This window comes from Alphaproteobacteria bacterium (genome assembly GCA_033762625.1).
GTDB lineage: Bacteria > Pseudomonadota > Alphaproteobacteria > UBA9219 > RGZA01 > RGZA01.
In genome coordinates, this window is sequence record JANRLI010000003.1 from 50,087 (window position 1) to 62,278 (window position 12,192).

A 12,192-nucleotide genomic window follows, 5' to 3' on the forward strand; every position below is an offset into this window, starting at 1 on the left:
AACTTATCTGTTTTAGAATTTCCGGCACCTAAGAAATCACTTTAATGAAGCCGCATGTATCCTGATGTAGTTGATCTTCGTGAATTTTATGAAAGCGATCTGGGCCAGTTGGCGCAGAAGTTGGTGCGCGAGGGTGTTCGTAAATTATGGCCCAATATTGCTAACGAAACAGTGTTGGGAATTGGGTATGCCACGCCATATCTTCGCCCGTTTTTAAATGAAGCCGCACGTGTTCTTGCCTTCATGCCAGCGCAACAAGGTATTACATGGTGGCCGCGTGGCGCTGCAAACCTTAGCAGTCTGACGGAAGAAGCCGCGCTGCCGCTTGCAGATAATTCGGTTGACCGGATTTTGATGATGCACATGGCAGAGAATACGGAACATATCGGTGATGTGTTACAGGAGATGGGGCGCGTGCTTTCCAGCAACGGGCGCATGATTATCATGGTTCCCAATCGCAGTGGGTGGTGGGCGCGGGAACAACGCACGCCGTTTGGCTTTGGTTTCTCGTTTTCATTGCCGCATATCCGCCGGATTTTAACGCATCATGGATTTCAGGTAGAACGCCATGCGCGTGCATTGTATGTGCCGCCTTTTGGCACACGCTTTCTCGCGCCCTATGTAAGTTGGATTGAAAAGAATTGCGACGTAATTTTACCGGGGCTTGCGGGCGTATTATTGATTGAGGTGAGTAAGCAGGTTTATGCGCGCCCAGCCATGAAGCAAGTGAACCGCGAGCAGATTATAAAGAAGCCGCGCTTCAAAAAAGCGGATCTGATACCTATTCCAGGGCTTGGCGAGCCAAACCCGACCCGCATTGTTACCGAGGGCGGGCATGACAGATAACAAACTTACCCTTGAAGGAATTGCAAAAATAAAAAGCGCTGCCGATGGAAACGGTATTGACCCATCCAAGGTTGAATTGCTGGGCAGTGAAGAGGTTACACTTACCGTTCATGCACAGATGAATTTAAAGCTGGAAATGGTTCGGGAAAACGCAACCTATCCGGGTGGATTTAAAAATACCAAAAGTCTGCCCAAAGACCGCGCTGAAAAAATCGCTGGGGAAAAAGATGTTGAACAAAAAATCACGGAATTAAAAACATCCGTTGAAACCGGTGGGTTGTGGAGCAGGGACGCAGCGCGCCAATTATTGGCAGAGCCGGGGCAAGCATGGGGCCTTGAAAAAGCCGATGTGATTATTGATAGCATGGCGAAAGCTTTTTATTGCGATACACCTTGCACTGCATGCAACGGTGCGTCATTGATTGGGTGCAGCACATGTCACCAAACAGGGCTTGTGTCATGCTTTCGTTGCCACGAAACCGGACTGGAAAACTGCACATCGTGTAACGGTACGGGGCTTAACAACGCAGATCCAGAGCAGTATTGCAGTTATTGCAACGGCTCGCGCCAAGTGTATTGCCGCGACTGCCGCGGGCAACGTCAGGTTCAGTGTGTGCAATGCCGTGGACAAGGCCGCGTAAAATGCAATATGTGCAACGGTAACGGTTCATTCACAACGGAAATAAATATTCTTCCAACTGCAAAAGCAGAATTTTTAATAACCGATAGTGCAAATTTACCGGGCGGTTTTCGTAAAGCCATTGCACGCGCTGGCACCAAAACGCTTGCAAAGGGTCATGCAACAATTTCAGCAAAAGAGCTGGATACATCCAACGCAGCTGCGCCATTTATTCCTTATACCGCTGTTATGCCCTATGCTGAAACGCGGCTGCGTATCAACGGAAAGCCCATGAAATGCGCATTGCTTGGCCATAAATGCGTCATTCTCGATCTGCCAGCATTTATTGATACCGCGATTGAACCCAAGATTGCCCAGTTTGAACAGGCTGCCAAACAGCCCGATACGCTTGCCAAGGCATTGGAAATCCGCGTATGCCGCGAAGCCTTCGGGTTGCTGCAACTCAAGCACGTGGAAGCCAAAATGCTGCGTCAGCTTTATCCGGCTGGTTTATCACTTGAAATGGCTGGGCGCGTACTGAATGTGATGCGTAAATTGGTGCACAGCCAAACTATTCTGGCGCGGATAATTGTAGCGGTTATTTCAGTCGTGATGTTCGTTGCAGCAGACTATTTCATCATCACGTCAGGTATTCGCGCAACCATCGCAACCTTGGCTAAACCGATTTCTGCATTTTTATTCGATGTTGCAATTTGCACAGGTGGTTATTTCCTGCAACACATGCTACTGCGTTTTGCCGCTGCCAAGCGGTTGCAGCAAAAATTAGGCGCTTCCGAAAAAATCATATCGCAAAGCGCGGGCGGTGTAGGAATCATTGCCGGCGTTTTGGTCGCAGTTTTATATGTGGTCATGCTGTTTGTTTTGAAATCAATGCCTGGATGGCAATTAATTTTTACGCGCCCATTTGGTTAAAACCATAGAAAATCGCTTATTTTTCGGCGCTATTAGAGCAAATAAAAATCACTTGTCGCATCCTTATCATTCTGCCAGATTAGCGGCAGGTAATAAACGCGGCTTTTAAAAACAAAATGAAGCGCGCGGGGTGTGCTTGATATTCTTCAAGCATTGGTTTTAAAAACCGGGGATAAAAACTGCGAAAAGCGTTTTTCCCAATGAATGTCAAAAAACTTAATGTCAGAAAACATTGATAACGGTGTTAAACTTTTACGCTAACTTTAACTAAGGAATTGAAAGCATGAGACCAGGTCAAAACCAACGCCGCGGTGGACGTCGTAATGAGAACCGTCACGGTCATGGTGGTGGAAATGGCGGCGGACGTCACAATGGTCAAGGCGGGCAAGGTCAAAACCGTTCTGCCCAATCCCTTCGTAACCAGATTTTTGACAGCAATGGCCCGGATATGCGCGTACGTGGTAACGCGTTTCAGGTGCATGAAAAGTATCAGGCTCTTGCCAAGGATGCGTTATCATCCGGCGACCGTGTATTAGCTGAAAACTATTTGCAGCATGCTGAACATTATTACCGCATTATCGAAGCAATTAACGAAGCCACTGCAGCTGAACAACGTGCGCGTCAGGCTTCATGGGAAAGCCAGCCACAGCCGCAACAATATGCGGAAGGCCAATCCCAAGGTTCCGAGCAGGGTCAAAACCCAGAAGGTCAACCGCAAGAGCAAAACGGTAATTTTGCAGGCAACCCAGATGGAAATGGTCAGCAGAATTTCCGCCGTGACCGTAACCGCGATAACAACTTCAACAACCGTAACCAACAGCGTTATGGGAATCCCGATAATCGTGGCAATCAATATGACCAAGGCCAGCCACAAGGTCAGTCGATGAGTCAGACTGATTATCAGCCACACAACCAGCAGCAACAAGGCGGCCAAGCGCCAGACCCATTGTATGACGGTGTTGACGAAGATGTGGACAGCCCCGATACGCAAGCAGCCGTGGGTGGCCGTAGATAAGCGCTATTGCAGCGTTGGCTTTTTGATTTAAAAGCCACTATATTAATGCAATGCCTATCACCTTTATCAAAATGCACGGGTTGGGGAATGACTTTGTCATTCTGGACGCGCGCGAAAGCGGCTTTCAACCAACGCCTGACCAAATAAAACGCATCGCCGACCGCAATCGCGGAGTTGGGTGTGACCAAGTAATTGTCGTTAGAAATTCAACCAAAGGCGCTGACCTTTATATGGGTATTCATAATGCCGATGGGTCACAAGCATCTGCATGTGGCAACGCTACGCGCTGTGTTGCCGAACTGGAAATGAATGCCAAGGGTGTAAGCGTGGTAACGATCGAAAGCCCCTATGATATATTGAAGACAACACGTAGCGGTAACCTGATTACCGTTGACATGGGTGCTGCCTTGATGGAATGGAACGCCATTCCCTTATCCAAACCGCTTGATACCCTAAATATCGATACGGGGATTGCGGGCCTGCCGCCAGCGGTTGGCGTGAATATGGGCAATCCTCACGCGGTATTCTTTGTAAAAGATGTTGCAAAAACCGATATCACAACATGGGGCAGGCAGGTTGAAACCCATTCCCTATTTCCTGCACGGACTAATGTAGAATTTGTAGAAGTAAAAGACAGAACGCATATGCGCATGCGTGTGTGGGAACGCGGTGCGGGCATTACGCTTGCCTGCGGGTCGGGTGCCTGCGCGGTGATTGTTGCGGCAGTACGCCGCGGGTTAACCGAACGTAAGGCCGATATCGAATTGGATGGCGGCGTGCTTAGCATGGAATGGCTGGAAAATGGTCATGTGCTCATGACAGGCCCGGTTGCAACCAGCTTTACCGGTGAATTGTCCGAGGCGTTATTGAACGGCAAATAAGATGTTTGGATTTTTCAAAAAAAAGGAAACGGATAAGCCCGAAGCGCCATCTTCTGAAAAGACTGAACACGATGAGGTGAAGCGAAGCTTATGGGAAAAGCTCAAAAGCGGCCTTTCCAAATCCACAACGCAGCTTAGCGATGGAATTACCGGCATTTTTACTAAAAAAAAGCTGGATGATGAAACGCTGGACGCTCTGGAAGAATTACTGATTAAAGCGGATATTGGCGTTGCCACTGCGCAAAAGCTGACCGCGCAATTACGTAAGACACGCTTTGGCAAGGATATATCTGACCGCGAAATCCGTGAAGCATTGGCAGATGAAATCACTGCGGTATTAAACCCTGTTGCAGCGACGCTGGATTTTTCTACGCATAAACCCTTTGTGTTGGTAATGGTTGGTGTGAATGGTGTTGGTAAAACCACGACGATGGGCAAGCTAGCAAAACAGCTGACACAAAACGGGAAAAAAGTTTTGATGGTTGCGGGTGATACTTTTCGCGCTGCTGCTGTCTCGCAATTGGAAGTGTGGGCGCAGCGCGCAAATTGCGAATTACTGACGGGTTCAGAAAATGCAGATCCCGCAAGTCTTGCCTACAAGGCATTGGAACAAGCCAAAGTGAATGGCACGGATGTGGTGATGATTGATACCGCAGGGCGTTTGCAGAACAAGGCTGGGCTGATGGCGGAATTGCAAAAAATCATCCGCGTGATTCAGAAAATGGACGAATCAGCTCCCCATGCAACGCTGTTGGTTCTGGATGCCACCACAGGGCAAAATGCGCATACGCAGGTTGATGTTTTCAAGAGTTTGACGGCAGTTTCCGGCCTTGTTCTAACAAAGCTGGATGGTTCTGCCAGAGGGGGGGTATTGGTTGCGCTCGCCGATGTGTTTAAGCTTCCTGTCTATGCTATTGGCGTCGGGGAAGGGATTGATGATTTAAGACCTTTCGCGGCAGATGCCTTTGCCAAAGCCTTATGCGGAGTTGAGTGAATATATGACTGTTATCAAACCTTTTCGTCCTACGCCTGAAAACCGCCGCTTGTTTGATAATGCGGAAAAGGCATTTCACTACGTCAAAGAAATTTATGACACAAATACGGGTTTCCTACGTGAAACATTCAATGCATTCACCAAAGGTAAAATGCCTGATGGCCGTGTGACCGCCAATTACCCTTATATCTCGATTACTACGGCCAAAGCAGAAAAGGTGGATAGCCGTTTGTCTTTTGGATTTGTGCAAGGCGCTGGTACGTTCCGCATTTCGCTGACTCGCCCTGATATTTTCGAGCAATATTATAAAAAACAGTTCCAGTTGCTTCTTGATAACCACAAGGTTCCTTTGGAAGTGGGCGTTGCGCAGGAGCGTATCCCCGTGCATTTTGCTTTTGCCGAAGGCATGCATCTGGAAGAAGGCTTGACGCCCGATAGTGTAACGCAAATCCGCAACCATTTTGATATGCCAAACCTTGCGGATATGGATGATACGATTGTGAATGGCACCTTTGGGGCATTCAGCGATGGTTCAAGACCTTTGGCATTATTTACCGCGCCGCGCGTGGATTATTCGCTTCACCGGTTGCGCCATTACACGGCGACCAACCCTGCGCATTTCCAGAATTTTGTAATTTTTACCAATTACCAATTCTATGTCGATGAATTCATGCGTCTTGCGCAGGATATCCTCACTAAAACTGCCGATTCCGAAGTTGCCAAATATCGTAAGCAATATATCGGTCTTGTGGAACCCGGCGGCCGCATTACCGTTAATGCAAATATTGAAAACAAGGAAGCAGCGATCGAGCGGTTAACCCGTATGCCGCAAATGCCTGCCTACCATTTGATGCGTGAGGATCATAATGGCATCACGGTGGTGAATATCGGTATCGGCCCAAGCAATGCGAAGAATATCAGCGATCATATTGCGGTGCTGCGCCCCCATGCTTGGATGATGTTGGGGCATTGTGCCGGGCTTCATGAAACGCAGCGTTTGGGTGATTATGTGCTGGCGCATGCTTATGTGCGGGATGACAACGTATTAAACCGCGATTTGCCGCAATGGGTGCCTGTGCCTGCGCTGGCTGAAATGCAAAAAGCGTTAGAGCAAGCCGTCGCCAAGGTCACGGGCAAAGAAGGCGGGTATGATGTGAAGTCGGTGATGCGTACGGGCACGGTAGTAACTGTTGATAACCGCAATTGGGAAATCACCGGTTATTCCAAATTAATGGAACGCTTCAGCAAATCCCGAGCCATTGCACTGGATATGGAAAGCGCGACGATTGCTGCCAACGGGTTCCGCTTCCGCGTGCCCTATGGGACACTGCTATGCGTTTCGGATAAACCATTACATGGCGAGATTAAGCTGCCCGGCATGGCCAATAAATTCTATAAAGATCAGGTGGACCAGCATTTAAAGATTGGTTTGCTGGCGATGGAATTACTGCGCGAGCAGGGTCTTGAAAATCTGCACAGCCGTAAACTGCGTAGTTTCTGCGAAAGCGCGTTCCAATAATCAGAATATAAAGTGCTTAATCAATAGCGAGCCGCCGGCCAACAGAATGATCATGTTGATCGAGTTCTTGAACTGACTTTCCGTCAAAATGCGTGAGATGATGCTGCCGCAGAAAATACCTCCTATAAATAGCGGCAGCGCATAAAGCGCATAGGTAATGGCGGTTTTATCAAACTGGCCTGTTTTCCATGCCATCCATACGCGGAACACATTGCAATAAAACATCACCAGCAAAATAGTGGCGCGCATGTTGATTTTGGGGAGGTTCATGCTTTTTACAAACGATACCAGCATGGGGCCGCCTGTACCGAATGCACCGCTAATGAGCCCGCCCGGAAACCCGCAAGCAATCGCATAAAGCGGGCTGGCTTTGAGTTTGGTGTACATTTCATGTTTGGGAAAACGGTGCCCCACCATTTGCTTGCCTGCATAGAACACAAGGTAGCATCCTAGTAATACTTCCAGTGTGCTATCGCTGACATGGTTCAGGAATAAAACACCACAAACAATCCCAATGAATACGGTGAATAAGAATAGGGGTAATTTTTTAAACGAAATATCCTTCCAAACGCTGAATAGCAAGAACCCAGTCATGGTCTGGAAAATCAAATTCATGCTGATGCTGGCTTTTGCGCCAATCAGCAAGGTGAGGAAGGGAAGGGAAATCAACCCAGCGCCAAATCCGAAGGTGGATTGTACGGCATAGGAAAGCCCGACAATGATGGCAACAAGGAGCGCGGTCATAGTTTGGAGTAACAGATAGGAAATAGGTGCACAAATAAAAACGCCCGGATTCACATCCGGGCGTTTTATTAGGATATGAGGGTTAGATTAACCCGCAGCTTGCTGCTTGGTTAAATCTTCACCGGTTTGCTGATTAACAGCTTTCATGGAAAGGCGAACCTTGCCACGGTCATCGGTGCCGAGGCACTTAACCTTGACCATATCGCCTTCCTTTACCACATCGCTGACCTTTGCAACGCGCTGGTTGGCAAGTTCGGAGATGTGCACCAAACCATCCTTGCTGCCAAGAAAGTTTACGAATGCGCCGAAATCCATGATTTTTACAACCTTACCTTCATAGATGACGCCAGCTTCAGGTTCGGCAACAATTCCCTTAATCCAGTTCAGCGCGGCCTTGGCCTTTGCTTCATCGTTGGAGGCAATCATTACGCGGCCATCATCTTCGATGTCGATCTTAACGCCGGTCTTTTCGGTGATTTCACGAATAACCTTCCCGCCTGATCCAATCACTTCGCGGATTTTGTCCACGGGGATTTGGATGGTGGTGATACGCGGCGCGGTTGCATTCAATTCCGCGCGTGCGCCGGTAAGGGCCTTGGCCATTTCACCCAGAATGTGCATACGGCCTTGCTGGGCTTGCGCCAGTGCAACTTGCATGATTTCTTCGGTAATGGATGTGATTTTGATGTCCATTTGCAGGGCAGTGATACCTTTATCGGTACCGGCTACCTTGAAATCCATATCGCCGAGGTGATCTTCATCACCCAGAATATCGGACAGAACGGCATAACCCTTTGCTTCTTTAATCAAGCCCATTGCAATGCCTGCAACAGGGCGGGCAAGTGGAACGCCTGCATCCATCAACGCAAGAGACGAACCGCACACGGTTGCCATGGATGATGAACCGTTTGATTCAGTAATTTCTGAAACAAGGCGGATGGTGTAGGGAAAGCTTTCCTTGGCTGGCAAGCATGGGTGCAGTGCGCGCCATGCAAGCTTACCATGGCCGATTTCGCGGCGGCCCGGTGTACCCATGCGGCCACATTCACCGACCGAGTATGGCGGGAAGTTGTAATGCAACATGAAACCTTCGGTGCGATCACCGGTCAGTTCGTCAATGCGTTGTTCGTCTTGTGCTGTGCCAAGGGTTGCCACAACCAAGGCCTGAGTTTCGCCGCGTGTGAACAATGCCGAACCATGGGTGCGTGGCAGAACGCCTGCTTCACTCACGATATTACGAACGGTCTTGGTATCGCGGCCATCAATGCGTTTCTTGGTGTCCAAAATCATGTTGCGAACATGGTTGTATTCCATGAGTTCGACTGTTTGGGCAACAGCTTCAGGGCTGAATTCAGTTTCTGGAATGCCTGCCGCAGCTTTATCGCGCAGAGCAGATAGTTTGTTCTGACGATTTTGCTTAATGGTTTCAGCATAGGCAGCTTTAAGATCTGCGCCGATAAGGGCTTCGAGTCTCTTTTCACATGCTGCTTTGTCGAATGCTGGTTTTGGCAATTCCCAAGCTGGTTTTGCCGCAACTTCGGCAAGTTGGATGATCATCTCTATAACAGGCTGGAAGGATTTGTGACCGAACATCACGCCTTTCAGCATCACGTCTTCTGGCAGTTCCTTGGCTTCGGATTCAACCATCAAAACGCCTTCGGTAGTTCCGGCCACCACCAAATCCAAGTCGCTGGTTGCTTGTTGTTCAATTGTTGGATTCAAGATGAATTCGCCATCTTTGTAGCCAACCTTTGCGCCGCCAACAGGGCCCATGAATGGAATACCTGAAAGGGTGAGGGCGGCAGAGCAACCAATCAGCGAAATGATATCCGCATCGTTGACCATATCGTGCGAGAGAACCGTTGCCACAACCTGTACTTCGTTCAAGAAGCCTTCCGGGAATAATGGACGGATTGGACGGTCAATCAGACGGCTGGTGAGTGTTTCATAATCGGATGGACGGCCTTCGCGTTTCAGATAACCACCAGGAATTTTACCGGCAGCATATGCTTTTTCCTGATAGTTCACGGTGAGCGGGAAGAAGTCCTGACCTTCTTTTGCTTTCTTTGCGCCCACAACGGTGCAGAGCACGGTGGTTTCGCCGTAGGTTGCGATAACGGCTGCATCGGCTTGGCGTGCAATTTTGCCGGTTTCAAGGGACAGCTTGCGGCCACCCCACATGATTTCTTTACGTTGTATATTAAACATAGTCTTTTCCTTTTCTGTTTACGTGTTTTTGGACGCAAAAGAAAAGTGACCTGAGTACATGATTCCAATCGCTTGGAATGATCCACTCAAGACACCTGTTTCTTTTGCTTCCATGTTGGGTTTCTTTTCTTTTAGAAGAGCCGTCCTTGGATGAACCAAGGACGGGTTATTCGTCACGAATTGCTTGAGCTTACTTACGAATGCCAAGCTTTTCGATGATGTTCTGGTAGCTTTCCTGGTTTACGGACTTTAAATAATCCAGAAGGCTGCGACGATTGCCAACCATTTTCAGGAGGCCGCGGCGCGAATGGTTGTCTTTTGGATGGTTTTTCAAATGTTCGCTCAAGCAGTTCATTTGATCGGTAATCAAAGCAATTTGTACTTCTGGTGAACCGGTATCATTTGCTGAACGTGCGTATTTTGAAACAATTTCTTGCTTTTGTTCTTGGTGCTTCGACATCGGGTACTCCTTTTTATGAAAGGTGAAAGACACGCACCGGATGAATGGCATGGCCATCAATCTTTGCCAGAGCCACACATTCATCATTATGTTTGACCATGATGATTTCGGTGCTTTGCAAAGATGTGATACGCAACGGGTGCACGATCACATGTTGGCCTTGCCGCAAGCGGCGCGTCTCTACCTCATTGACAGCCAAAGCCGGGATGTCGTCCAGCACGGTTGCAAGAGGCGATAATACGGTCTGGAACCTTTCCAGACCGCCCTCTTTTTGCCCGATTTCTTCAAGGGTTTCCAGCGAAATCGCGTTCGTTAACGTGAATGGGCCGCAGGCTAGCCGTTTCAATGTCTTAACATACCCCAAACATCCCATTGTGCGGCCTAAATCACGTGCCAGCGAGCGTATATACGTGCCTTTGGAGCAATCTACGATAAAGTTGGCCGAATGCTCGTCGGGGCTTCCCATATAGTCAAACCGTGTAATGGTTACTTCACGGGTTTGTAATTCCACGGTCTCGCCAGCACGTGCAAGGTCATAGGCGCGTTCGCCATTCACGTGCAATGCAGAAAATTGCGGCGGCATTTGTTGAAACGTGCCTCGGAATTGCTCCAGTGCTTTTGCTATCATATCTGGTGTTGGACGGTTTACAGATGTTGCTGTAATTTGCCCTGTGTAATCATCCGTGTTGCGGCTTTCGCCCCAGATGGCGGTGAAGGCATAGGATTTTTTTCCGTCCAATACATATGAGATAAGTTTAGTCGCTTCGCCAAGTGCAATCGGCAAAACCCCAGTTGCAAAAGGGTCAAGTGTACCGCCATGCCCTGCTTTATCTGCGTTTAGAAGCCACTTCACGCGGCCAAGCGCCTGCGTGGAGGAAAGCCCCGCGGGCTTATCCAGCGTGAGCCAGCCGTTTATTTTATTGCGCGGTTTCTTGTTGTTCATAAATGTGAAATGGCAACATCATGGTTAACAGGTATTTGAATTATATTTTAAATGTATTTTAAGTGACAGAGCATAGAGTGGGTGAATATTCAAGCGGTAATGGAGTCTTTTATGGCCATAGATTACAAGCTGAGTGCTGATGAAAAGCGAGCAATTACCCAGATCCGTCAGCATGCCGAAGTAGCGGCCAATCGTAAAGTTCATGGCGAATATGCCAAACACGACCCCAGCGACCCCCAGGTACGGAAATTAGCCGACAAATATGTCGATGAAGTTCAGCGCAATCTGTATCAGCGCACCAAAGGCGAATACAAGCCGGGCACAACCCTGAATGGCGATTTCTATACATCAGGTACAAAAGATAATTTAAAGCTTCGCTGTGCATCAAAGCCCAAGACGTTCGATATACCGTCGTCATGGATAAAAAGAGAAGGCCGACATTGCGGCGAAGAGTGGACCCCAAAAGATCTGGGGTTATAACAAAAAGCTATAACTTGGAGACTTGCGATGTTGCTATCAAGCTTATGGAACAAACGTCACAAATTTGCGCATATCTGGTTTTTCTGCTGCCATCCATGGCAGGCATGCAAAAGCCATCATAAATCCAGCGATCATTAATCGTCGTGTTTGGCTAGATCGCGCGCCACATTGGGGTCGTGCAGAATGCGCTCGATTTTTTCGGCATATTCAAACGATGTGTCCAATTGGAAATGGAGTTGTGGTACAAAACGCAATTCCACATTCTGGGCAATCACATTTTTAAAGTAATATTTGTGAGCGTTCAGCGCTTTAACCGTTTCATTGGCGTGTTGCCCGCCCATGGTCACGATATAAGCCGTGGCATTGCGTAAATCAGGACTAATCCGCACTTCGGTTACTGTGATAATGCTGCGCGGCAAATCGGCTGGCCAAGGGTAGTCACCATCTTGAAACGATGCGGCAAGCGCATGGCGCAATTCTTCACCAACGCGAAGCTGGCGGGGGGAACGGCCTGAAGACCCTGTTGGGGTTTTGAATTTTGACATGATAT

The 12,192-nt window shown here is 48.5% G+C and carries 12 protein-coding genes; 7 read left to right on the forward strand and 5 right to left on the reverse strand.

Annotated elements, in window-relative coordinates:
* Positions 1–54 precede the first annotated feature (54 nt).
* The 6 genes from SFW65_01010 to SFW65_01035 all read left to right on the forward strand — a co-directional run bounded on the left by SFW65_01010 (position 55) and on the right by SFW65_01035 (position 6,807).
* Positions 55–846 carry a methyltransferase domain-containing protein gene (locus SFW65_01010; GenBank protein MDX1921695.1) on the forward strand — a complete coding sequence of 264 codons (792 nt, stop codon included), beginning with the start codon at positions 55–57 and terminating at the stop codon, positions 844–846.
* The gene (locus tag SFW65_01015; GenBank protein MDX1921696.1) at positions 836–2,398 is read left to right on the forward strand and encodes a hypothetical protein; all 1,563 of its coding nucleotides are present in this window, start codon (positions 836–838) and stop codon (positions 2,396–2,398) included. Before SFW65_01010 ends, SFW65_01015 begins: the two co-directional genes overlap by 11 nt.
* Positions 2,399–2,681: 283 nt before the next feature.
* Positions 2,682–3,413 (forward strand): DUF4167 domain-containing protein, encoded by a 732-nt coding sequence (locus SFW65_01020; GenBank protein MDX1921697.1) that lies wholly within the window; start codon positions 2,682–2,684, stop codon positions 3,411–3,413.
* A 50-nt stretch (positions 3,414–3,463) separates the two neighbouring features.
* A complete protein-coding gene (gene dapF, locus SFW65_01025) occupies positions 3,464–4,294 on the forward strand; it encodes a diaminopimelate epimerase (protein MDX1921698.1) in 831 nt (276 codons plus the stop codon).
* 1 nt (position 4,295) lies between these two features.
* Positions 4,296–5,288 (forward strand): signal recognition particle-docking protein FtsY, encoded by a 993-nt coding sequence (gene ftsY, locus SFW65_01030; GenBank protein ID MDX1921699.1) that lies wholly within the window; start codon positions 4,296–4,298, stop codon positions 5,286–5,288.
* Positions 5,289–5,292: 4 nt separating this feature from the next.
* Positions 5,293–6,807: an AMP nucleosidase gene (locus SFW65_01035; protein ID MDX1921700.1), complete on the forward strand. Its 1,515-nt coding sequence runs from the start codon at positions 5,293–5,295 to the stop codon at positions 6,805–6,807.
* On the opposite strand, the gene SFW65_01040 is transcribed toward SFW65_01035, so the two are convergent.
* The 4 genes from SFW65_01040 to truB all read right to left on the reverse strand — a co-directional run bounded on the left by SFW65_01040 (position 6,808) and on the right by truB (position 11,162).
* Positions 6,808–7,551 (reverse strand): sulfite exporter TauE/SafE family protein, encoded by a 744-nt coding sequence (locus SFW65_01040; GenBank protein ID MDX1921701.1) that lies wholly within the window; start codon positions 7,549–7,551, stop codon positions 6,808–6,810.
* 87 nt (positions 7,552–7,638) lie between these two features.
* Entirely contained in the window at positions 7,639–9,759 is a 2,121-nt protein-coding gene (gene pnp / locus SFW65_01045) for a polyribonucleotide nucleotidyltransferase (GenBank protein ID MDX1921702.1), read from the reverse strand.
* 190 nt (positions 9,760–9,949) lie between these two features.
* Entirely contained in the window at positions 9,950–10,219 is a 270-nt protein-coding gene (rpsO, locus tag SFW65_01050; GenBank protein ID MDX1921703.1) for a 30S ribosomal protein S15, read from the reverse strand.
* A 13-nt stretch (positions 10,220–10,232) separates the two neighbouring features.
* Positions 10,233–11,162 carry a tRNA pseudouridine(55) synthase TruB gene (truB, locus tag SFW65_01055; protein ID MDX1921704.1) on the reverse strand — a complete coding sequence of 310 codons (930 nt, stop codon included), beginning with the start codon at positions 11,160–11,162 and terminating at the stop codon, positions 10,233–10,235.
* A gap of 111 nt (positions 11,163–11,273) precedes the next feature.
* On the opposite strand from truB, the gene SFW65_01060 reads away from it, so the two are divergent.
* Positions 11,274–11,642: a hypothetical protein gene (locus SFW65_01060; protein ID MDX1921705.1), complete on the forward strand. Its 369-nt coding sequence runs from the start codon at positions 11,274–11,276 to the stop codon at positions 11,640–11,642.
* A gap of 134 nt (positions 11,643–11,776) precedes the next feature.
* Here the strand turns inward: SFW65_01060 and rbfA are convergent, their stop codons facing one another.
* Positions 11,777–12,187, reverse strand: a complete 411-nt coding sequence (gene rbfA / locus SFW65_01065; protein ID MDX1921706.1) for a 30S ribosome-binding factor RbfA — start codon at positions 12,185–12,187, stop codon at positions 11,777–11,779.
* Positions 12,188–12,192 lie beyond the last annotated feature (5 nt).